The following is a 23252-nucleotide window of genomic DNA, read 5'->3' on the forward strand; positions in this document are numbered from 1 at the left end:
GGAATAGTACGCCTTTTCCGTCAAACAATCCCGGGAGAATGGAAAGAACCCCTCTCGGAAATAGTCGAGGCGTTATTGGATCGCATTGCATTAACGATAGGATAAAAAAGGTACAATCACGTATTATCAATCCAGAGGAATCTCTTATGACCTTTTCACCCGAACAACTACAAACGATCAAAGCATCGAGCGAAATCTACCGCAGCGAGGTCAACCGGATCAACGAGCTCATCAACTCCCCTGCAAACGACGATAAACTCGATGAGCTCTATCTCCTTCGTACTATCGCAACGATCGAGCACGGTAACCGCGTCGGACTCTTCAACGAAAACAATACCGACGAATTTCTCGAAGCACTCGCCCGTGAAGTGAGTAAATATTTTCCTGAAAAAGACGATGAAGAGTTGTTTGACGATCTTGCAGTGTTGGATGATGATCTGAATAACCGCCTTTTTGCCAATCCGGAAAAAGAGAAAGCTATGTTGTTGAAAAAATTAAATATCGTGTTCTGATACCCTGTTGTTTATCTTTAACTCATGAAACGATGAACCATGGGTTCAACAGATTTTCTTTATTATATACAAGCATCTGTGCGCAGCTGTAGTCACAGCTTGTTTTACCGCTTTCTCGCACGATGGCATCCGCCGCGGCCGTATCCCATTCCATCGTCGGAGCGAGTCTGGGATAGATATCAGCACTCCCTTCTGCCACCATACACAACTTCAAAGAACTCCCTCTGGATACACACTCGATACTTTCCGTTTTTTGTGCCAGTGCATCGATGTATTCTTGCGTCTCCGGACTCAAGTGCGATTTACTGGCAACGATCCGAAGCGATTGTTCAGGATGTTCATTACAGTAAAGAGGGAGTCGCTGAGCGTCTTTATAAGCCCCTTTTCCCTGTTTTGCCCAGTACATCTCTCCCAATGCCGGAGCGTATACTACGCCCAGCACCGGAGAATTTTTATGAATCAATGCGATATTGACGGTAAACTCATCGTTTTTTTTGATAAATTCTTTGGTTCCGTCCAGCGGATCGACCATCCAGAAATACTCCCATCCCCTCCGTTCTTCGTACGGAATCGTTTTTCCCTCTTCCGACAAAATAGGTAATCGGACGGAGAGGTTTTCGAGCCCGTCGACAATGACATCGTTTGCTTTTCGATCCGCCTCGGTCAGAGGACTTTCATCTTCCTTATACTCGATCAAAAAATCCTTGGTATAGATTTCCATGATCACACCACCGGCACGTTTCGCAATATCAATAATATCGTCTATATTGATCCGTTCAAGCATTCAAGTACCCTTTTTGTTCCAAATAATTGATGATTTTTTGCACAGATTGTTCGACATCGTATTTGGAAGTGTCTAGATGAATTTCCGGCTTCGTCGGAGCTTCATAGGGGGAACTTATTCCGGTAAATTCGGCGATCTTTCCTTCGCGTGCTTTTTGATACAGACCTTTGGGATCCCTCTGTTCGCAAATATCCAGACGGGTATCGACAAACACTTCTATGAATTCATCGGGTTCGACCAGTTGCCGAGCTGCTAGACGGTCGGAATGAAACGGCGAAATAAACGCGGAGAGGACGATGATTCCCGCATCGATGAACAATTTGCTCAATTCCCCTATCCGACGGATATTTTCGATGCGATCCTCATCGCTAAATCCTAGGTCTTTGTTGATACCGTGGCGGACATTGTCGCCATCGAGCAGATAGGTATGTTTACCCATCCTAAAAAGTTTCGATTCTAGTGCATTGGCGATTGTTGACTTGCCCGATCCGCTTAACCCCGTGAACCAAATGATGCATGGTTTTTGGTATTTTTGGCTGCTGTGATCGAATTTCGTTACATTATGGTGATGCCAAACGATATTTATACTCTTCATATCACTGCTTTAAGTAATGTTTTTTGAGATAACGGATAATAATATCAGCCGCTTCTTCCGCACTGAGGATATCGGTGTCGATAACGATTTCAGCATGTGACGGTTCTTCGTATACATCGTTAATTCCCGAAAAATTTTTCAACTCACCACTTATTGCTTTTGCATAAACTCCTTTATAGTCCCGTTTTTGACAAGTTTCGATATCGGTTTTGATATAAACGACCACATTGTTTTTAACCATCTCCCGTATCGCCCTGCGGGACTCTTTATATGGAGAAACAAACGAAGCGACCGTTGAAATCGAATTTTTTTGGAGCGTTTTGATCAAATGCCCGATACGATGCATATGGTGATTTCGATCTTCTCGGGTATAGCCGATATCGGGGATGAGATCACGAATATCTTTTGAATCAATCCGCTCAAGAGGAATCTGATATTTTTGAAGTTTTTCAAAAACGAGATCCGCAATAGTACTTTTTCCCGAAAGCGGCAATCCCGTAAACCAAAGATTGAAGGGTTCTATCTTTTTTTTACCCCATCGGATACGCTGCCACAACTTTTCGTGGACATAATAAAGAAGTACTTTTGAAACAGTTTCCAAAAGACCTGCCGCAATGGCCAAATCAAGCCGTCTGAAAAAGATAAATACGATGACAATGGTCGTCGCTGTTGCAAAAAAACGCCAGCTAAACCCTTTTGCCAGTGTTCGAGTATTGGTTTCTTTATACATTAGATCGCTTTGCACTCCCATTCGGGGAAATTTTTGCGGATATAAGCGTTAAGCTCGATTTCCGCCTGTGAATAGTCTCGGTGCTTATAGGTAATCTTATCTTGATCGCGCCGACTGACATCGACGATCATTCCCGCTCCGACAGTATTGTTGTTGAGGCGGTCAATGACGATAAAACTTCCCGTATATCGGTTAAGATTATACGGATCGGCAGCAATGGGACGGCTTAGTACCAATTTACACGATGCGATGTCATTAAGCCCGAGATGATCCACTTGTACCCGTTCGTAACTGTTGACATCAACCTTGTAGTTGATATGTTCGAAACTTCCGCTCACTATCGTCGTAGCCGCTTTGATATAATAATTTTTGGCACACTTCATAGGCTCTTCACCCATCCATACCATCATCACTTTTAAGCTGTTGGAGACGCGCGGTAAATGATTCGCATGGACAATCATATCTCCACGGCTGATATCGATCTCTTCTTCGGTTGTCAATGTAATTGCCATCGGAGCAAATGCTTTGTCTATCATTGACATTCGAGTAGCACTACCCGGTAACGAGGGGAGAAGAATCGATTTTATCCGAGTTGTTTTACCGGAAGGAAGTACCGTAATCTCATCCCCCACTTTGACGCTTCCTGAAGCGATTGTACCGCAAAATCCGCGAAAGTCGAGATTCGGACGGTTGACGTATTGGATCGGAAAACGAAAATTGCCCGATGCAGACGCAAATATATCGGAAAGTTGCACCGAATCGAGTATCTGCATCAGAGCTTTACCCGCATACCACGGCATCATCTCGCTTGCGTTGACTACATTATCCCCTTTGAGCGCAGAGATAGGGATATACTCAAAACGGATATCTGTGTAATGGGGAAGATTCGGTATCAAAAACTCGTAATCTCTTTTGATCGCTTCAAATTTCTCTTGGGAAAAATTGACCAAATCCATCTTGTTAATGGCAATTACCATATTTTTGATCCCGAGTAAAGAGGCGATATACGAGTGTCTCCGTGTCTGGGTTTGCACTCCGTATCGCGCGTCTATAAGAATAATCGCCAAATCCGCCGTCGATGCTCCGGTCGCCATGTTTCGGGTGTATTGTTCGTGTCCCGGAGTATCGGCAATGATGAATTTGCGTTTGTCGGTCGAAAAGTAGCGGTATGCGACGTCGATCGTAATCCCCTGTTCACGCTCACTTTGCAACCCGTCTACGAGAAGCGCCAAATCGATCGCATCTCCTTGCGTTCCCGATTTTTTACTATCTTTCTCGATTGCGGCCAGCTGATCTTCGAAAATCATTTTGGCATCGTGCAGTAGACGACCGATAAGGGTGCTCTTTCCATCGTCTACACTTCCGCAGGTAATAAACCGCATCAGCTCTTTGTTTTCGTGTTCTTTGAGATACTGTTCAATATTTTCCGCAATAAGATCACTTTGATGCGCCATTAAAAATACCCCTCGATTTTCTTCTTCTCCATCGATCCGGCCGAATCGCTGTCGATCAGACGTCCTTGCCGTTCGGATGTTTTGGTCAGAAGCATTTCCTGAATAATCTCCGGTAACGTCGTCGCCGTCGATGCTACCGCTCCGGTGAGAGGATAGCATCCGAGCGTACGGAAACGGACCATCTCTTTTTTAGCAGTTCGTCGCAACTCTTCGGGCATACGTTCATCATCGACCATGATCTTCGTCCCCCCCATTTCGACCACTTCGCGCTCCGCGGCAAAATAGAGGGAAGGGATCGGGATATGTTCGAGATAGATGTACTGCCAGATATCAAGTTCCGTCCAGTTTGAGAGGGGAAATACTCTGATGCTCTCATCTTTGTGATGCCGTCCATTGTAAAGATTCCAGAGTTCGGGACGCTGATTTTTCGGGTCCCATCGGTGGAATTTGTCGCGAAACGAATAAATACGCTCCTTGGCACGGCTTTTTTCTTCATCACGGCGCGCACCACCGAAAACCGCATCGAACTTATAGATATCAAGCATCTGTTTGAGCCCTTCGGTCTTCATGATATCGGTATGCAGCGCCGAGCCGTGTTCGAACGGATTGATATTCATCTCAGCGCCTTTCGGATTGATATGAACGATCAAGTCCATTCCTACTTCTTTGGCCCTGCGGTCACGGAACTCGATCATCTCTTTAAATTTCCACATCGTATCGACATGTACCAGCGGAAACGGAGGAGGTGCCGGAGAAAACGCTTTTTGTGCCAAATGAAGCATTACGGATGAATCTTTGCCGATGCTGTATAACATCGCGGGATTGTCAAATTCGGCGATCACCTCGCGCATGATGTGAATAGACTCAGCTTCGAGTTGTTGGAGATGGGTTAATCTCTTCTCATCAATCATTCAATCCCTTTTCTTAAAGTTGAACTAAACTTTAGCTAAACCGCTCTGACATACTCCTAAATCTTATTCCGATAGTATCAAGAAATATTCCGATGAATGTCTGCTGCGTATATCCACTAAAATAAACGTTATAATAACTGTCAATTTGTTTTAAATGAGGTCCCGATGAAAACCCTCTACCTCATCCGTCATGCTAAATCGGACTGGAGCGATGAAAGTTTAAGCGATTTTGACCGTCCCCTGAACAAACGGGGGACGAAAGATGCCCCTCTGATGGGATCGAAGCTTTCGGACAAGGGTGTCCGTCCCGATCTCATCCTCTCCAGCCCAGCGTTACGCGCCAAAACCACCGCAGAAGCGTTCGCCAAAGCCCTCTCCTATCCGCCTGAGTCGATCCGCTTTGAACATGAACTCTATGCGTGTGATGTCGAAACCATCCTCTCACTCATCCGCGGTGTCTCTGCGGATATCGACACTCTCTTCGTCTTCGGGCATAACCCCGAGTTTACCGAGGGTGCGAACCTTATCACGGGTGGAAATATCGACAATATCCCCACCTGCGGAGTTGTGGAGATGCGGTTGAAAAATGATAGTTGGGAGAGTATCGGGAAAAATTCGGCAGAACTAAGAAGCTTTGATTTTCCGAAGAAGTATCGGTGAAACACATTTTATAGCAAGAGTTGATTTCATAAAGATGTGCTACAATTTTAATCATTAAAAAGGAGGGTCTATGTCACGATTGCCGGTTCAGCAGTTTGAACTCTATCATCAGCTTATGATGCCTCTTTTAAACATCGAGGCAGATTTAGAACCTGCCGAGAGTAATATTATCAAAAGCCATGCACGAACCGCTCTTGTTTTTACGCAGGGGATACGCGATATTCTCGACGATTTAACATTTGATTATGATATATTTGAAAAGCTTCTATTTGATCTCGATGATAATTACGAAGTCGTTAAAACCGAATACGCGACCGTCCGTGATCCTGAACTCAAAACGATCGTCGATCAGTTGATGACGCAAATGATAAAACTCCAAATGGAGATTAGCGATAAATTGGTTGATTATAAGCATGCCAATCGAGCTTGAAAAGCAGTATTTAAAAGATCGTCAAAGAGCCATCAAATCCATCGGTGAAGCCATCATTGAAAAAACGGAAAAACTTTTCGAGTCCGATCCCTCGCACCCCTCACTCCACAACAAACCTATCATCTGTTCAAAAGACAAATTCAAACACTCAGTGCGTGTAGGCGGCAGCGGATACCGAATTATTTATACGATACGCGATGACATCCTCTACTTTCAGCGTATTATCGATCATGACATCTATGATCGCTTGACGAGGGATTGTTAAAAAAATAGCCTGTCCCATTTTTTGAGCAATAGTTTGCATATTATCGAATCTACTACAAATTAGCTAGAATATTATAAGAAGCTATATCCTTTTTTAAGTTCATTTGAAAGATTTATTATCATGAAGAATCATCCATTGTCTAACTTATATGAATACATTTATGGAATTTTTGAACCTTTTGAAGCTTCATTTCTTTGTGGAACGTATAATGTTCATATAAACACTAAAGTGTATTCTCTTGATAGCCATGAAATCGCTATATTAAACAATCAATCTTTTCAACTTTTTACGGAATTACTCCCATTCTTGAATTATATTCAATCTCAACATGATTTTTTAGAAAATTCAATTCCGAATGATCATCTTACAATACTAAATTATGATTATTATCAAAAAAAACTTAAATCTTTTTCTACAGATGAATTAATGCGCAAAAAGATCACTCATCTGACAAAGCATCACTATCAGTGTCTAATTATAAAGATACAACATAATTTTTCAGGTGATCCGTTTGATTATTTAAAGAAAAAAAGAGATGAAAATGGTGTGAAGAAAGCACTTGATATTTTTTTGCGTGTTATCAAAGAGTTTCAAGACTATCATATTCTTACAGAAGCACCTTATGTTTATTTGTCTGACATACATTTTAGAAAAACAGATGGAATTTTTAGCTATTGCATTGATGAAAAAGGTGAAGTTTTTACAAAAATAAGACCTTTATTAGATCTTTGGACTCCGAAAAAAACTGCTGATGCCAAAGAAAAAGCGACTTTATATTTTAACCATGGAAATCAGTACAATATATCTGATATGCTTATGGCTAGAGCACGTGTATATGTTGAACAAAAAAGTTATAGCTTAGCTATTTTACACGCAATTATGTCTTTGGAAATTGTCATTCCAGAAGTAATAGAATTATTTTTAAAACAAAAAACCATTAATCAAAATTCCGTATATGACTTAAATAAATATTCCGATTTATCGATTCGTCTTAAAGTGTTTTTGAAAATTATTTTTCCCAGTATGTTTCATGACACTATTGATAAAGTAAGTGTTGCAGTTACATTCAGAAATAAAATAATGCATGCAGGTTTTAAGGAATCTGATCTTAACAATGCTGAAACAGTAGATTTAATTAATCATTGCTATGTATTAAAGAAAATACTTGATAAATATATAGAAGAAGTTCATTGAAATTTAATAAAGTATAAAAAAAGGAATAGGCTATTTTTTTTAGTAGTAAAAGAATCATTTTGATTTTAAAGTATATTCAATGTAGATATTATGGAAATTTGAAGGTGGTGGGTCAAGCAGGATTTGAACCTGCGACAACCCCGTTATGAGCGGGGGGCTCTAACCACTGAACTATTGACCCGTTTGAGGAGCGACATTATAATCGCTCTTAGATTAGACGAAGCTTTTTTTGCCCGTATCGCCGTACAGATAGCGGAAACGATACGCGACGAGATTTTCCATAATCGCGAGCAAAACCATAAAATTCACAAAACTGCTCCCGCCGTAGCTGAACATCGGCAGAGGCACCCCGACGACAGGGGCAAATCCGATGGTCATCGCGATATTGACGCTCATATAGATGAAAAAGAGCAGAGATATCCCCCCTGCAACAACCTTGATATAATAATCCTGCGCCCAAAACGAGATGATCAGCAGATGGACGATCAACGCGGCATACAACGAGATCAGTAAAAAGGCTCCCGCAAATCCGAAACGCTCCACCACATACGCGAAAATAAAGTCGCTGGAAGCGATAGGGAGAAATTTCATCTGCGTTTGGGTGGCATCCTCTTTTTCCTTGCCGAAAAAGCCTCCCGATCCGATTGCGATGATCGATTGTTCGACGTGATAGCTCGGTTTTTCGCCTACGAAATCGGTCAAACGCTGCTTTTGATAATCGTGCAATTGAGAGTAGATCAGCGGCATCGAGACGATAAAAATAGCCCCCAAACCGATCCAGATTTTCCAGTGAACCCCGACGATGAACAAAATCCCGAATCCGAGCAAAAGCAAAACCGTCGCCGTTCCCAAATCGGGCTCTTTGGCGATGAGAATAAACGGCAAGACGATGAAAAACGAAAGACGGGCGAAATCTTTGATCCAGTACCCCTCGCGTGGCGGAGGATTTCGGCTGATGAGATAGGCCAACATGAGTACGAATGCCGGTTTGATCAGCTCGGAGGGCTGGAGAGTAAAATGGATAAAGGGGATTTCGATCCACCGTTTCGCCCCCAGACGCACATGCCCGACAAACTCGACCGCGATAAGCAGTAAGACACTCACCCAATAAAAGATCGGAATCATCCACACCATGCGGCGAATAGGAAGGAGAAAAAGGGTGATAAAAACCCCGATACCGACGGAAACATAAACCAAGTGCTTTTGTCCCAGAGTCGGATGGATCTCGTAAATGAGCCAACCCGACATAAAAACCAGCGGTATGAGTAAAATAACCGTTATGAAATCAAAGTGTGCTAAAATTCGCCGATCAATATTAAGCACTACCCGTCCTTCTTTTTTTGCTAATTGTAGCATAGCGGGCTTATATCTTTATTGCAGTTCGGAGGGAACGATGTTCCGACGGACTATGTGAGCGCTATAAGGCACCGAAACTCCTGCAAAGCAGTGCGTTTTCAACCAACCCATACAGATAAAGGCCACTTTTTTGAGACAGGAAGAATCCTATTTTACGACCGATGAAGCGATCCGTCTGGATGTTTTTTTATCGCAGCAGCTGGGACAGACACGCAACCAGATCATCCAGCTAATCGAACAGGAGTGTGTCGAGGTCGACGGAAAAGCGACCGCAAAAGCGGGTTTGAAACTCAAAGCGGCACAAACCGTCCGCATCCGTTTTCCCGAACAAAAATCGACACCGCCCCAAGAGATCGATTTTGATGTGGAGATTTTATACGAAGACGACGACATTCTCGTCATTAACAAACCCAGTTCCCTGACCGTCCATCCCGCCCCCAGCGTGAAAGAGCCTACCCTCGTCGACTGGCTCAAACACAAGGGGATCGCCCTCTCGACACTGAGCGGAGAAGAACGCCACGGCATCGTCCATCGGCTGGATCGCGGCACCAGCGGTGCGATGGTGATCGCCAAAAACAACGAAGCCCACGAAGCCCTCTCGCTGCAGCTTCAGGACAAAACGATGGGGCGTTTTTATCTCGCGGTGGTCAATCCTCAGATGAAGGAGACGATCACCATCATCGACCGCCCTATCGGACGGAGCAGTCATAATCGGCTGAAAATGGCGATCAACGAAAACGGAAAAAATGCCAAAACCGAATTTCGCAAACTCCTCATGTCACACGATGAAACCGAAGAGCTGATCGTCTGCAAACTCTACACCGGACGGACCCATCAGATACGGGTTCATCTAGAGTCGATAAGCCGCCATATCGTGGGAGATCATCTCTACGGAAGCCACACAAAAAGTGATAAGATGGAACGTATCTTGCTTCATGCTTACAACCTTTATTTCACCCATCCGACGACTAAAGAACGTGTTGTTTTCACCGCTTCTTTGGACCCGGTGATGGAAGATTATTTGAATAAACATTTTGACCCGAAGGAAACCCATGCACTCATCGATCCGTTATGCATTGAGCGCCTCTTTAGCTCTGAGTCTCTTTAGCGGCTGCGCACCGCAACCCGCACCGCAAAAAACCGTTACTATCGATTCGACCCTTCCCGTCCCGTCCATGAACGGATACATCGCAGACATCACCTCTGCGGCGTTTGAATGGAAACCGGTTGAAGATCCCCGTGTAAGCGGATACTACGTCTATCGTACCACTCCGGGCGGGGAAGATATGAAGCTTCACCGTATCGCAACCATTGACAGCCGTTTTGCGACCCATTTTGTCGATAACGATCTCAAATCGAGCACCGAATACCAGTACCGTTTTGCAACCTATACCAAAGAGGGAAGTGAATCGGTCGGAAGCGAAACCCTCATGGTCGCCACCCAGCCGATGATCGCACCGGTCAGCTTTTTCCAATCGGTCGGAAATATGCCGCGCAGTGCGAAACTTCTCTGGCGTCCGCATCCGAACGGAAAAATCAACGGCTACATCATCGAACGTCAAAACGCGACAGAGCAAAAATGGTCGGTTATCGCTACTATCACCGGACGTTTAAATGCCGAGTATATCGATCGTGATCTCCAAGACGGCCAAGTCTATTTCTACCGCATCAAAGCGACGACGTTTGACAAACTCGCAACCGAACCGAGCGAAACGACCAAAGTCGTCACCAAACCGCTTCCGCCGCAGATCAACAATATCACATCGACAAATGACCTGCCTCATGCGATTACGCTGGGATGGGCACCGAGTCCGATCAGCGATTTGAGCCACTACAATATCTACCGCTCGTCTACGCCGAACGGTTCGTTCGAATACCACGTCAAACTCGAATCGACTTCGTTTACCGATAATATCACCGAAGACGGAAAATTTTATTTTTATAAAATTACCGCCGTCGACAAAGACGGGTTAGAGAGCCAAATGCCCTCTGTAGCCGTACAAGGTTCAACCCTCTCCAAACCGCAAACCCCTATCGCGTATGAAGGGAAAATTGTCAATGCAGCCGCTGAACTGCACTGGAAGAACTCCGATCCCCGTACCGTCAGCTATACCGTCGTCAAAACGACAAAAACAAGCTGGGTAAGCCGTGAGAGCATCGACATCAACAACATCACCGATACAAGCTTCCGCGACGCGGACATCAAACCCGATACAGGCTATCTCTATGAGATCATGAGCGTCGATAAAAACGGTATCCGTTCTCTTCCTACGACGGCGATCGAACTTAGTTATGAGGCCAAATAACCGATGCCTCATTTAAATCTCGAATCGTTTAAACCGCTCTCTTTGCCGATGCAATGCGGCGATGTGGAGTTTTTATTCCAAGCCGATTATCAAAACCCAAAAGAAGGCTCATTGATCGCAACCCGTTACAAAGGGAGAGAATTTTTTCTGGTCTATAAAAACACCGGACATAAAATGCTCCTCAAAAGTGACAAAATCACCCGTCCATCCCCCAATTTTCTGATCAAACACGCCCTTTTGGCTTACGCGGAGTGTTCCGGTTCTCCGATTCTTGATTCGAATGTCGATAACGCCCCTGAAAATACCCACCTTAAAAGTCATGAGGCACTCAAATCGATCTCTTTTTTCGCCGAGAATTTCCCTCGCGAGCGTGAAGTCCGGATCGAAATCGGATTCGGATCGGCCCGCCATCTGCTCCATCAGGCCGCGGCCAATCCCGATATCCTTTTCATCGGGTTGGAGATTCATAAACCCTCCATCGAACAGGCACTCAAACAGATCGTCATCCAAAATCTGGAAAACGTGATGATCCTCGATTACGATGCACGGCTGTTTTTGGAATTCGTCCCTTCCAATATCGTCGGGAAAATTTATGTCCATTTTCCGGTTCCGTGGGATAAAAAACCGCACCGACGCGTTATCTCCGAAGCATTTTTAAAAGAATCCGAGCGAGCACTGAAAGTCGGGGGAACGTTGGAGCTGCGGACCGACAGCGAAAACTACTACCGATTTGCGCTGGAGACGTTCAGTACTCCGGCTAAAAGCCGTTTTGACGTCCGAAAAAATCAGGACATCGCTATCAGCAGCAAATACGAAGATCGCTGGAAACGCCTCGAAAAAAACATCTACGACGTCACCTTTACTTGTGAAGCCGAGAGTCCCGATCCCGATATCGGCGGCAGTTTTACATTTTCATCCGCAAAAATCGATACCGCTGTTATCGATCGCCTCTCCAAAGATACCCATAAGCGCGACTGGGGCTTTTTGCATGTGGAACGGCTCTTTAGCATCGGTGAAGAGGGACGGATGATCCGTCTGGCGATGGGAAGTTTCGATCGGCCCGAGAGCACCTACGTGGTTATCGAAAACGGAAGTGCCCGCTATTACCCTGCATTGCCGGTTCGCTCCAATGCCAATCTCAAAGCCCATATCTTATTAGACGAGTTGATCCATGGATAAAGTTATCATCGCCGAAAATCTTTCTCTCTCATATAAAGAATTCGAGACCATCATCTCCAAAGCCAACTTCTCTATCGATGCCGGCAGTTTCGTCTTCATTACCGGTGCCAGCGGAAGCGGTAAATCTACTCTTCTAAAATCGTTTTACGGAGCCATTGAACCGCGTGCGGGGTCGCTGATGGTAGGCGGTGTCAAAATGAACCGCATCAGTACCGGAAAGCTCAATTTTCTCCGCAGACACGTAGGGATCGTTTTCCAAGATTATAAACTGATCAAGGAGTGGACGATCGAAAAAAACGTCATGCTTCCGTTGATCATCTCGGGGTACACCAAAGACGTGAGCGGAGCGCAGGTTCAAAAACTCCTCGGGCACGTCAAACTGATCCATCAATCGGGCAAATATCCGCCGGAACTGAGCGGCGGTGAGCAGCAGCGTGTCGCGATGGCTCGTGCGCTTGCGCATAATCCGATTTTGATTTTGGCGGATGAGCCGACCGGAAATCTGGATGAATATTCATCGGAGGTGATTTGGAACCTGCTAGAGGGGGCGAATACGCAGCTTAAAACGACTGTCGTCGTCGTGACCCACCATATCCCTTCTTCTATCAACGTACCGTATAAACATTATCATATCGAGATGGGGAATATTCATGAAATCTCTTAAAAATCATATCTCACTCATCATCGCCCTGTTTACCGTTTTATTCTCGGTTCAGATCTATGTTGCGGTCGACCGTACCATCGCCGCATACGAAACACGCCTCAAAAACGACTATTCGATCATCGTTGTCTCCAATAAAACTCTGACACCGACGGAGTTTAAAGCGATGGACAACCTGATTGAGCGGAGCGAAGCAATCGCAACAGATCAGGTGCTCGAACGCCTCAAAGGGGAGATGAGCAAAAAAAATCTCGATCTGCTCAAACTGACGTTGCCGAAATTCTATCGTCTCTATCTGAACCGTTTTCCGACGCCGTATGAGATCGAAAAACTGCAAAAACACCTCCAGAAAAATCCGGCTATCGAACGGGTCGAAGGGTATGCGCAAACCCATGACACCGTCTATAAACTCATGCTGCTGTTTAAAGACGTCGTGCAAATCTTCTCCATCGCGATTGCAGCGGTCACCTCCCTGCTCATCCTCAAAGAGATGCGTCTATGGCAGTTTCAGCATGCCGATCGGATGAGTATCATGGCCCTCTTCGGTGCTCCGGTATGGCTTCGTTCCGCCGTCTTATTCCGATTGGCAATCGTCGATGCGATCATCGCGACCGTCGTTTTGTGTCTGGCATTTTTCATCATCGAAGAATACGGATGGATGGATTTGCTGCTTCGGACGGTGGGAATCAGTATCCAGCTTTTTGATTTCGTAGACGATGCATTCCGATCGCTTCTGATTGCACTGGGTGTTTCGATCGTACTGACACTGACGATTGTTATCGGGCATGAAGAAGAGGAATAAATGAGAACCTCCGTCTCCCTGATACTGGCTCCGTTTCTGTGCCTCTCGCTGCATGCGGCAAAAATCGATGAAAAAATCAAAACAACCGCGAAGCAGCTGACAGAAACCAAACAAACCTATACTACCCTCAATGCCAAACTGGAAGAGACCGCCTCTAAAATCATCCAGCAAAAACAACTGGTTGGTGCCCAGCAGGAACATCTTAATTCTCTCGTAGACGAGCTCAAATCCAAAGAGAACGTCTATCAAAGCAATAAACAAACGCTTAAAATGTTGGAAACCCAGCAGAATATGCTGGTCAAAACCCAAAACGATATCGAACAACGGCTCGTATTCGCCATCGCGCGCAATACCTCGATTTCACTGCTCATCAACGACGACCGTGCCAAAGAGGCCGACGCGATTATCACCGAAGAGGCCCTGAAACTCCATCTCAAACAGATCAATGCCGAGATCAAAGAGCTCAATGCCCTGTTTGTCGAAAATAACGAAAAAATTGCGGGACTCTCTTCGCAAACGACGGTTTTAAAACAATCGATCGCCGTCATCGACAAACAAAAAAACAAAGTATTAGAGACGAAAAAAGAGAATGAAAAAGCGATAGCACAGCTTGAAAAAGAGAAAAACGACTATAAAAAATCGTTGAACAAAATCCTCAATCAACAGCGCTCGCTTCAAAACACCCTAGCCAACCTCAACATCATCAAACGCGAATCGCTCAAACCAAAAAAGCTGGTTGCACCGCAGCCGACAAAACCCGGTTCCAAACCGATTCCCGAAGATGTCAAACAAGCCGTTGCCGAATACAGCCCATCGAATGTCGCCCGCTATTCGGGTGAACGTACCATTGCACCGTTGGACGGATACACGGTTACCAAACGTTTCGGTCCTTACACGGATCCTATTTACGGAATCAAGATTTTTAACGATTCGGTCTCTTTGCGTCCGAATGAAGCCGATGCCAAAGTCAAAACCGTCCTAAACGGCAAAGTCATTTTGGCGAAACCGACCGCGATGCTGGACAACGTCATCATTATCGAACATGACAACGGATTACATACCATCTATGCGCATCTGGATAAAATCGCTCCGACCGTCGAAGTAGGAAAACGGATTAAACAAGGTTCCATCATCGGTCGTGTCGGAAAAGAGCTGATGTTCCAGGTCACTCAGCGCAACGCCCATATCGATCCGTTGGAAATGATCCGATAACATTATTCTCTCTGAGAATTCAGGGAAAACGATCTACCGTTTCTAACTAAAACGGCCAAACCGCATTCGCGATTTTGCTTCCCCATCCTTGATTATTCGAACGGTCGATATCCCCTTCGTTCGCATACATAATTTTGGCATCAGAAACTTTTGCGGAACTGATCTGGTTGTTTTGATCGATATCATACGGACGGATCACACCGCTAAGCTGCATGATCTGTTTTTGCTGATCGACCATAATCTCCCGACGCCCCGTAATGAAATAATTGCCGTTAGACATCACCTTGACGATACGAGCCGATACGGTTGTCGAAAACGATGCATTTTTCGTGGCGCTTCCCGATCCGCTGTACGCCGACGTCGATCCGCCGCTCAGGCTGATGTTGGCCAAACCGTTAAGTTTGTTCGCAGCAGAGCTTACCGCGCCGTTACCGCCTCCCGAACCGAAGATTCCACCGCTGAGACCCAACGTATCCGACTCGGAAAGCGCTTTACTCCCGACGTTCGAGCTGGTAGCCGTTTCCGAAATCACTACCGTGACGATGTCATTGACGTGCATCGCTTTATGATCCGAAAAGAGAGGGCTGTCTCCTTGTCCGAATAAGCTTCCGCGCGCAACAAAAACATTTTCTTCTTCCCTGGACGGCATCTCTTCGACGTATTTCGGAGGCGTGAACGAAATCTCGGGATCTACAAAATTCGCCGTACATCCTCCGATCATTAAGGAAAAAGAGAGAAGAGAAAGGGGGATAATGATACGCATACTGCATGGTCCTATCGGATTATTTAGCTATAATAAAGCAAAAATAGTTCCAAGGGATATTCCGATGAGTTTACGAGAACAGATCAACAATGACATCAAAACGGCGATGAAAGAAAAAGAGATCGCCAAACGTGACGCACTCCGCCTTCTAAGCAGTGCGATGAAACAGATCGAAGTCGACGAGCGCAAAGAACTCACCGATGAAGACGTGATCAAAATCATCCAAAAACAGGTTAAACAACGCAACGACGCAATGGCACAATACCGAGATGCCGGACGGGAAGATCTTTATGAGAAAGAGGCTTCCGAAGCGGCAATTTTCGAAGAATACCTTCCTAAACAGCTCACGGATGCAGAGCTCGAAAATGCCCTGCGCACGATCATAGCCGAAGTCGGTGCCGAATCGATGAAAGATATCGGACGCGTCATGGGAGCAGCATCCAAAGCCCTCGGAGCACAAGCCGACGGAAAACGTATTAACGAGTGTGCCAAAAAGATTTTAGGATAACCTACTGTAACGGCTCAGGGCGACCGTAATGGTACCCCTGAGCGTAATCGACGCCGATCTCTTTTAAGATTTGAAGAGTATCGGCATCTTCCACATACTCTGCAATCGTCTTTTTCCCGAATTCCTGCGCGATTTGATGAATATGCTTGACAAAAATACGGTCTTTTTCATTTACCGTAATATTTTTGACGAACTCACCGTCGATTTTGACATAATCGGTATCGAAATATTTGAGATAGACAAACGATGAGAATCCCGAACCGAAATCATCCAAAGCAAATGAAATCCCGATTTTTTTCATCGCTTCGATAATATCCATCAAGCCGTTGACGTTATGGATTGCCTCGCGTTCCAAAATCTCAATCGTTACCCCCGTTCTTTCGGAAAGGTCGGGATTACGCTCATAATGTGATTGAATCAGCGGTATATACTCCCCGCCGAACAGAGAATTTGTCGATAGGTTAAAAAAGAACCGCTTATCCCACATCCCTTTTTCTTCACGCAGTTTCAACCCTTTGGTCAAAATGATCTGATCGATTTTTGCCGCCAGTCCAAGGCTCTCCGCCACTTCGATGAACTGCCCTGCCGCCATAAACCGTTTGCCGTCACGGATACGCGCCAACACTTCATAACCGTAAAGTTCACCGGTTTGAACGTTATAAATCGATTGAACAAACGGCTCGAAACGGTCTTCTTCCATTGCCGTTCGAAGAAACTCCCCTTTTTTCTGTATCTCGGCAGCCATCTCCTGATCGCTTTGATCGGCACGCGCAATCGTATTTTTCCCGGCACGTTTGGCCTTATACATCGCCAAATCCGATCCGGTCTGCAACGACTCGATCGTCTCTCCTTGTTCAGGGTATTCGGCGATACCGAAACTGGCTGTAATCGTGATTTGATCGAACATCAGTGATATGGCCGTCGTTTCCAAACGCGAACGAAGTTTCTCGACAACCGCATACCCGTTTTCGTACGGAGTTTCAGGGAGAATCACAGCGAACTCGTCTCCGCCGATCCGAGCCAGAATATCGGCATTGCGGAGGTTAGAACCGAAAATCTCCGTAACCTCTTTGAGAACCAAATCCCCCGATGCATGTCCGTAAGTATCATTGATGTATTTGAAGTTGTCCAGATCGATCATCAAAATGGTAAATTTATGACCGTGACGAACGGAACGCTTGATCTCGTAACTCAAAAACTCCTCAAATTTGCGCCGATTATAGAGCCCGGTCAAATAATCGCGGTCGGAAAGTTCCTGAAGTTTTTCGTAATAGTCCTGAATCGAATCCAGCATACGGTTAAAATAGCTTTCGATATTTTTAACTTCCAGAATCTTCGTTTTCAGGCTAACCCGCTTGGCCATATCGTTTTTACTGATGATCTCCTGGATCAGGGTAATAAACTGCTTTAGCGGCTGAACAAGCAAGGAGTTGAGACGAAAATAGAGAATACTGAAAATCACGACGGTAAAAACGACAAAAAAGATGATGAAAGAGTTGATCATCGTCGTAAGCGAAATCTTGAGATTTCCTACCGGAAAACGGACATCGATAACACCGTTGATATCGCCTACTTTGGCATTGGTGTGACATGCAAGACACTCTTGTTTTACAACAATCGGATAGAGATAGCGGATCTCTTCGTCACCCGTCAAGATGTCTTTTCCCCGCATTGCATCGGCAACCATCGGGTCGTGTTCGCGAATCTGCTTGTCCTGTAACCGCTCGCCGAAAAGTTCGGCAACGATCGGACTGCGATAGGCATTGATCCGCATATTCGGCTCAACTTTGTTCAAGCGGATGATGATCGAGTCGAGTTCCTCTTTGCTCCACCCTTTTTCCATGGCCGAATAAAGAGCTTCAAATGCCATTCTGCTGGTTTTACGGGCATCGACACGCGCCAAATCGTCAATGGCCCGTTTTTTGATATACATACCGTACAAGAGAGCGACGGCTAAACTCGTCAATAAAGAGAGAATGACGGTCTTCGCAATCAGACGCTTATAGGTTGTATATGTCTTCATATTTCACCGCTTTTCAGTTATTTTTGGATTATAACACAATGCTTTTAAAAAAAATCTAGCTATTTTACCGAGGCAATCCTGAAAGCAATGGAATTTTGAAATATAAGAGGATGTGAATATTGACACGTCACTACCCCTTCGCACGGAGAAATCACTTTTTCGAGCTTAGCGCCGCTAAGGGCATCGGTTATACGTCCCAATAAATCCCCTTTTTGCACGAAAGTACCGCACGTGACGGAAGAATCGAAAATACCGGCAAACGACGCTTTGATAATCGTAATATCCTCAGGTTCGATGATATTGCTTTGGAATCCTTCAAAGGTCGGGGAGTTTAACATTCCCCGTTTGGCCATAAAGCGGATTAATGCCCCTTTGACTTCGCCGGTCGAAAAATGATCGATCATCCCGTTTTTGCCGAAAACAATCGAGAGGGCTTTGGTCTCCCATAGCTGCCAGTTATATTGCAGCATGACCGTTTCGATCGGACTGTAAGGACGGTAATGGATAAAACGGATGCCCATATCTTTGGCCGATTCGATATCCTCATAACCGCTTTGAATGATTTTCACATACGGCAGGCATACCCCCTGATCGCGGCGCCCTTCCAGAATGATCCCGTAATCGAACCCTTTAAGGGCTTCAAACAATTTTGCGGCAATCCGCTGTGTCGTCTCCCCCTCGGCATATCCCGGAAACATCATATTGATATCGGTTTTATCCAGCGGCCAAAACGTCTCTCCCATATTCAGTGCATACGTATTGACGGCAGGAATCACCAGTATTTTTCCGATGATTTTCCCCTCTTCCTCTTTTTGGCGCAGATATTCCACCAGACGCGAAGCGACGTAAAGTTGATTGATGTGATCTCCGCTCATCGCTCCGACGACAGCCAACGAAGGGCCTTTTGTCTCTTCTCCGAATACAAACCCTTCGACGATCAGCGGAGCGCGGTTCGGGGATTTTATATTTATGATCTCGATACGCTTCATCCGTTTTCTCCAAAAATACGCCCGACCAACGAGCCTTCATAGACGATCGGATAGGCTCTTAGAGTAAAGAGTATCCCTCCTATCGGAGCGACCACTTCATCCAGCGTCTTGCCGCTGAGCGGATCGACGATATGCCCGACGAGGGAACCCTTCTCTATCATCTGGCAGTGTTCGATGGAAGGGACGAAAAGCCCCGGGCAGGAAGCGTTTAGATACGCGACCTCACCCACATGCGACTGAATCGGGAAACGGACATCCAACGGTTCGATATCCAAAAAGCCTTCGTGAGCCATCAGATTTAAAATCCCGTCCAGAAGTTGATGCCCATAGGCTTTACCCAGTCTCATCCCCACCCCCATCTCGACGACGAGGGTTTTGGTACCCAACGTATTCATCGCATGGGCAAATGTCGATTCCAAAACCGTCACGGCGTCGTGTACCCAGACGAAATCAATATTAAGCTTATTCGCAAGCGGTACCAGCGTCTTCTCCTGCGATTTGGCGATTCGTACCTGAGGAATCTCACGTAAAAATACGTTACTGGAATGGATATCGATGGCGATCTCGCTCCCTTTGATCGCGTTGACGACACTGTCGGCGATCTGGGCGGGGAGAAAATCGTTTTTGCTCCCCGGAAAAACGCGGTTCAAATCGACACTGTAAAACGGGACGGAACGGGTGATACTGTCCAGTCCCAAAGAGTTGATCGCCGGATAGATGTCGATTGTCGCCTTTATTTTATCGGGATTGGCCCGCAGCCACTCTCCCAGCAAAAAACAGACATATTGCCCTTCCAATTCATCTCCGTGTATCCCGCTGACGATGGAGATACGTTTGAGCGTTTCACCTCGGGAAGGGATATAACGGCACCGTTGTATTCGAAACTGTTCACCGACCGGCAAATCGATCGAAAACACCTCTTCTATGATCCCCACACCGACTCCTTTAGTGTTGCGATTGCGACATCACAGTATCGTTTTGGATCACTCGGTCGACAACGTTATTTAAAAAAGCAAGAAATTTCGGAATATCAGACGTCGTGATATTAAACGGCCGGTAGTGGCGGTTCAGCTGCCGTGCGGTAGCATTGATCGTCTCGATGTCCGCAGCCGCCATATCCAATTCTCCGTACAGACGTAAAATCAAATCGAGCCGTTCGACCTGCTGACCGAAACGGATGAGCTGATACGCACGCGTTCGGTCAAGCTCGGAAGAGAATATTCCCAAAATCAGACTGAAGTTATCGATCGTCTCTTGAAGATACGTAGGACTGACCGCACGATTGTGTCCGATCATCAGATGGTTGTAAATCTTATTGAGAGTCGCAAATCCGCGTTCGTCAAGCAGGTGACGCGTCGCTATCGCATTTTCCCGAGCCATTTTTATAATCGATTCGATGCTCCCGACATGGGAACCGTATACACCTGCTTTAAGAAAATCCATAGCATTTTTATACTCGATATCGATCCCCATTTTGGCAAAAAAGTTTTTTCCCTCGTCGAAATCACGGTCGATGACATAATCGTAACTCTCCAATATCCCGACCAAAAGGGTCTGTGCCCGCTGCACATAGCGTCCGAACCAATAAAGATTCTGCGCCGTATTAACCGAAATCGGTGCACCGTCCATCATAATTCCACCACCCATGTATCTTTAAATCCGCCCCCTTGGGACGAGTTGACCAAATAATTCCCCTCTTCCATCGCATATCGGGTGAGTCCTCCCATGCTGACGCTCACCTCTTCCCCGTAAATGACGTATGCACGCAAATCGGCTTTACGTGGAACGATACCCCCCTCCATCATACACGGAAGATCGTAAAACTCGATTACCTCCTGCGCGATAAAACGGCGCGGATCGTCTTCGATCATTTTAATGATCTCGGCGCGCTGTTCAGGACTCAGACGGTTTCCGAACAAGACACCGTATCCCCCTGCTTCGGCGACATCTTTAATCACCAGTTTATCGATGTTCTCCAGGACGTATTTTCGATCTTTTTCATAATACGGCAGATAGGTCGGCGCATTCGAGAGAATCGGCTCTTCTCCCAGATAGTACTTCACCATCTGAGGGACAAAATAATAGATCCCTTTATCGTCCGCGACACCGTTTCCGATTCCGTTCATTATCGCAACGTTTCCGGCTCTATAAGCACTCGCCAGATGAGGCACTCCGATCAAACTGTCGGGCTCGAACTCTTCGGGATCGAGGAAATCGTCATCCAACCGCCGGTAAATCGCACCGACGCGTAGATTTTCGCCGTTGTAAGCACGCAAGAAGACTTCATTGTTTTCTACCAGCAAATCATCCCCCTGAGCCAAAGTCGCGCCGGTGATTTTTGCCAAATAGCTGTGTTCGTAATACGCCGAGTTATACCGTCCCGGAGTCAACACGACATTGATCCCTCCGGTATTGACATAATCCATTGCCGCTTTGAGTTCGTCGCCGTACTGTTTTATTTTGGAAATCTTCATCAGCTCGAAAAACTCAGGGTAAGTATGACGAAACGCACGCCGTATCGTCAACGGATAGCTGACCCCGCTGGGAACGCGCAGGTTGTCTTCGAGGATCACCCATTTACCGCTTACCGCATCTTTGACCAGATCGATCCCGCTGATGTGGGTTCGAACCGCTTTGGGAGGGACGACACCCATGAATGACGGGAGAAACCCTTTTGCCGAATCGACATATTCGCGCGGAACGATTCCGTCGGCTAAAATTTTTTGATCGGTATAAATATCGTTGAGAAAGGCGTTGAGGGCTTTTACACGCTGAACGATACCGGCTTCGAGGGTATCAAACTCCGCTTTCGGAATGATCCGGGGAATCATATCGAACGGAAAAGAGCGCTCGATAAAATTACCGTCTTTAAAAAGGTTAAAGTTAACCGCATTGGTCTCTAAAAACTCTTTAAACTCTGAAACTTTTGTCTGATCAACGCTGTCGAATATATCGTAAAACTTTTGTAATTCCGGACTTGTCGGTTCGATCATGAACACCCCTTGAGAAATATAGGACTAACTCAATCATATCCTAAACTCGTATCAAGGGTTGCTTAAAAAACAATCAAATAGTATTTTTAACCGTTTTTCAGTGTACGCAGTGCCGTTTCGACATCATCCTGACGCATCAGCGACTCTCCGACGAGAAAAGCGTCGACCCCCGCTTTATTTAAATCTTCAAGCTGCCCGTGTTCGTAAATTCCGCTTTCGGCGACGATGATTTTTCCGTTCGGAATCAGAGGAATGAGATCGTAGCTGAGATTCATATTCATATCGAACGTTTGAAGGTTGCGATGGTTGATCCCGATGATGTCCGCTCCTGCGGTGATCGCTTTGGTCAATTCCGATTTATCGTGAATCTCGACCAACGCTTCCATCCCCAGATGGCGGGTATAGTTCAAAAGTTCTTTGAGTTCGCTCGTCGAAAGCGCCGCAGCGATCAGAAGAACGAAATCGGCTCCGTAGACCAACGCTTCGAGAAGCTGATATTTAGAGACGATAAAATCTTTACGCAAGAGCGGAATACCGACATATCGGCGAATCTCTGCCAAATAGTCGAGATTCCCCTGGAAAAAATGGGGTTCGGTCAAAATAGAGACGGCATTCGCGCCTCCGCGCTCATACGCCTGCGCTATCGCTACGGGATCGAAATCTTCGCGGATCACTCCCTTGGACGGAGAGGCTTTTTTCACTTCGGAGATAATACGGTACGGTTCTTGTGGCGTCGAGGTCAAATACGGTCTGACATCACGCGGTGCGCGCGCGTTGAATGCTAAAGAGCGCCCCAGCCACTCCATACTAAACTTGGCTTCGCGCTCTTTTAAATCCTCTTTCGTTTTTTTGATGATCTCGTCTAATATCATTCTTACTCCTTAACTTGACATGCTTGAATCGCTTTGAGATGGTCTTTTACCTC

Annotated in this window: 25 protein-coding genes and 1 tRNA gene; 12 read left to right on the forward strand and 14 right to left on the reverse strand. The window is 45.8% G+C overall.

Features of this window, described 5'->3' with window-relative positions:
- Positions 1-146: 146 nt before the first annotated feature.
- Positions 147-512 carry a hypothetical protein gene (locus Q0389_RS07980; RefSeq protein ID WP_298693358.1) on the forward strand — a complete coding sequence of 122 codons (366 nt, stop codon included), beginning with the start codon at positions 147-149 and terminating at the stop codon, positions 510-512.
- A 22-nt stretch (positions 513-534) separates the two neighbouring features.
- Here the strand turns inward: Q0389_RS07980 and cysQ are convergent, their stop codons facing one another.
- From cysQ to cysD, 5 genes are read right to left on the reverse strand one after another with little or no spacing between them, the layout of a single operon-like run.
- A complete protein-coding gene (gene cysQ / locus Q0389_RS07985) occupies positions 535-1296 on the reverse strand; it encodes a 3'(2'),5'-bisphosphate nucleotidase CysQ (protein ID WP_298693360.1) in 762 nt (253 codons plus the stop codon).
- On the reverse strand, positions 1289-1891 hold the full coding sequence (gene cysC, locus Q0389_RS07990) for an adenylyl-sulfate kinase (RefSeq protein WP_298693361.1): 603 nt from the start codon (positions 1889-1891) through the stop codon (positions 1289-1291). The genes cysQ and cysC (Q0389_RS07990) overlap by 8 nt, the downstream gene beginning before the upstream one ends.
- Position 1892: 1 nt before the next feature.
- Entirely contained in the window at positions 1893-2621 is a 729-nt protein-coding gene (gene cysC, locus Q0389_RS07995; protein WP_298693362.1) for an adenylyl-sulfate kinase, read from the reverse strand.
- Positions 2621-4075 (reverse strand): sulfate adenylyltransferase subunit CysN, encoded by a 1455-nt coding sequence (cysN, locus tag Q0389_RS08000; protein ID WP_298693364.1) that lies wholly within the window; start codon positions 4073-4075, stop codon positions 2621-2623. Before cysN ends, cysC (Q0389_RS07995) begins: the two co-directional genes overlap by 1 nt.
- Positions 4075-4986 (reverse strand): sulfate adenylyltransferase subunit CysD, encoded by a 912-nt coding sequence (gene cysD / locus Q0389_RS08005; protein ID WP_298693366.1) that lies wholly within the window; start codon positions 4984-4986, stop codon positions 4075-4077. Before cysD ends, cysN begins: the two co-directional genes overlap by 1 nt.
- Positions 4987-5151: 165 nt before the next feature.
- On the opposite strand from cysD, the gene Q0389_RS08010 reads away from it, so the two are divergent.
- The 4 genes from Q0389_RS08010 to Q0389_RS08025 all read left to right on the forward strand — a co-directional run bounded on the left by Q0389_RS08010 (position 5152) and on the right by Q0389_RS08025 (position 7535).
- Complete coding sequence (locus Q0389_RS08010; RefSeq protein ID WP_298693367.1) at positions 5152-5646, forward strand: histidine phosphatase family protein; 495 nt, start codon at positions 5152-5154, stop codon at positions 5644-5646.
- Positions 5647-5716: 70 nt separating this feature from the next.
- Positions 5717-6076, forward strand: a complete 360-nt coding sequence (locus tag Q0389_RS08015; protein ID WP_298693368.1) for a hypothetical protein — start codon at positions 5717-5719, stop codon at positions 6074-6076.
- Positions 6060-6341: a type II toxin-antitoxin system RelE/ParE family toxin gene (locus tag Q0389_RS08020; RefSeq protein WP_298693370.1), complete on the forward strand. Its 282-nt coding sequence runs from the start codon at positions 6060-6062 to the stop codon at positions 6339-6341. The genes Q0389_RS08015 and Q0389_RS08020 overlap by 17 nt, the downstream gene beginning before the upstream one ends.
- A gap of 120 nt (positions 6342-6461) precedes the next feature.
- On the forward strand, positions 6462-7535 hold the full coding sequence (locus tag Q0389_RS08025; RefSeq protein WP_298693371.1) for a hypothetical protein: 1074 nt from the start codon (positions 6462-6464) through the stop codon (positions 7533-7535).
- Between the two features lie 105 nt (positions 7536-7640).
- Here the strand turns inward: Q0389_RS08025 and Q0389_RS08030 are convergent.
- Positions 7641-7716: transfer RNA gene (locus Q0389_RS08030), tRNA-Ile, on the reverse strand.
- Between the two features lie 32 nt (positions 7717-7748).
- Positions 7749-8858 (reverse strand): FtsW/RodA/SpoVE family cell cycle protein, encoded by a 1110-nt coding sequence (locus Q0389_RS08035; RefSeq protein WP_298693388.1) that lies wholly within the window; start codon positions 8856-8858, stop codon positions 7749-7751.
- Positions 8859-9021: 163 nt separating this feature from the next.
- On the opposite strand from Q0389_RS08035, the gene Q0389_RS08040 reads away from it, so the two are divergent.
- The 6 genes from Q0389_RS08040 to Q0389_RS08065 are packed head-to-tail and all read left to right on the forward strand — an operon-like array spanning position 9022 to position 15051.
- The gene (locus Q0389_RS08040) at positions 9022-9999 is read left to right on the forward strand and encodes an RluA family pseudouridine synthase (protein WP_298693372.1); all 978 of its coding nucleotides are present in this window, start codon (positions 9022-9024) and stop codon (positions 9997-9999) included.
- Entirely contained in the window at positions 9944-11197 is a 1254-nt protein-coding gene (locus Q0389_RS08045; RefSeq protein ID WP_298693373.1) for a hypothetical protein, read from the forward strand. Before Q0389_RS08040 ends, Q0389_RS08045 begins: the two co-directional genes overlap by 56 nt.
- Positions 11198-11200: 3 nt before the next feature.
- Entirely contained in the window at positions 11201-12376 is a 1176-nt protein-coding gene (trmB, locus tag Q0389_RS08050; RefSeq protein ID WP_298693374.1) for a tRNA (guanosine(46)-N7)-methyltransferase TrmB, read from the forward strand.
- Positions 12369-13040, forward strand: a complete 672-nt coding sequence (locus Q0389_RS08055) for an ABC transporter ATP-binding protein (protein ID WP_298693375.1) — start codon at positions 12369-12371, stop codon at positions 13038-13040. The genes trmB and Q0389_RS08055 overlap by 8 nt, the downstream gene beginning before the upstream one ends.
- Positions 13027-13839: a cell division protein FtsX gene (locus tag Q0389_RS08060; protein WP_298693376.1), complete on the forward strand. Its 813-nt coding sequence runs from the start codon at positions 13027-13029 to the stop codon at positions 13837-13839. The genes Q0389_RS08055 and Q0389_RS08060 overlap by 14 nt, the downstream gene beginning before the upstream one ends.
- Entirely contained in the window at positions 13840-15051 is a 1212-nt protein-coding gene (locus tag Q0389_RS08065; protein ID WP_298693377.1) for a M23 family metallopeptidase, read from the forward strand.
- A gap of 46 nt (positions 15052-15097) precedes the next feature.
- On the opposite strand, the gene flgH is transcribed toward Q0389_RS08065, so the two are convergent.
- On the reverse strand, positions 15098-15814 hold the full coding sequence (gene flgH / locus Q0389_RS08070) for a flagellar basal body L-ring protein FlgH (protein WP_298693378.1): 717 nt from the start codon (positions 15812-15814) through the stop codon (positions 15098-15100).
- Positions 15815-15878: 64 nt separating this feature from the next.
- Between flgH and Q0389_RS08075 the strand changes: the two genes are divergently transcribed.
- Positions 15879-16322, forward strand: coding sequence for a GatB/YqeY domain-containing protein (locus Q0389_RS08075; RefSeq protein ID WP_298693379.1), 444 nt, complete (start codon positions 15879-15881; stop codon positions 16320-16322).
- Between the two features lies 1 nt (position 16323).
- Here the strand turns inward: Q0389_RS08075 and Q0389_RS08080 are convergent, their stop codons facing one another.
- The 6 genes from Q0389_RS08080 to trpC all read right to left on the reverse strand — a co-directional run bounded on the left by Q0389_RS08080 (position 16324) and on the right by trpC (position 23199).
- A complete protein-coding gene (locus Q0389_RS08080) occupies positions 16324-18345 on the reverse strand; it encodes a diguanylate cyclase (protein ID WP_298693380.1) in 2022 nt (673 codons plus the stop codon).
- 59 nt (positions 18346-18404) lie between these two features.
- A complete protein-coding gene (locus tag Q0389_RS08085) occupies positions 18405-19334 on the reverse strand; it encodes a M14 family metallopeptidase (RefSeq protein WP_298693381.1) in 930 nt (309 codons plus the stop codon).
- Positions 19331-20269, reverse strand: coding sequence for a M14 family metallopeptidase (locus tag Q0389_RS08090; protein ID WP_298693382.1), 939 nt, complete (start codon positions 20267-20269; stop codon positions 19331-19333). Before Q0389_RS08090 ends, Q0389_RS08085 begins: the two co-directional genes overlap by 4 nt.
- Positions 20270-20279: 10 nt before the next feature.
- On the reverse strand, positions 20280-20981 hold the full coding sequence (locus tag Q0389_RS08095; protein WP_298693383.1) for an alpha-E domain-containing protein: 702 nt from the start codon (positions 20979-20981) through the stop codon (positions 20280-20282).
- Entirely contained in the window at positions 20963-22327 is a 1365-nt protein-coding gene (locus Q0389_RS08100) for a circularly permuted type 2 ATP-grasp protein (protein WP_298693384.1), read from the reverse strand. The genes Q0389_RS08095 and Q0389_RS08100 overlap by 19 nt, the downstream gene beginning before the upstream one ends.
- An 86-nt stretch (positions 22328-22413) precedes the next feature.
- A complete protein-coding gene (gene trpC, locus Q0389_RS08105; protein WP_298693386.1) occupies positions 22414-23199 on the reverse strand; it encodes an indole-3-glycerol phosphate synthase TrpC in 786 nt (261 codons plus the stop codon).
- Positions 23200-23252: the final 53 nt, after the last annotated feature.

Source organism: uncultured Sulfuricurvum sp. (assembly GCF_937936435.1).
Lineage (GTDB): Bacteria > Campylobacterota > Campylobacteria > Campylobacterales > Sulfurimonadaceae > Sulfuricurvum.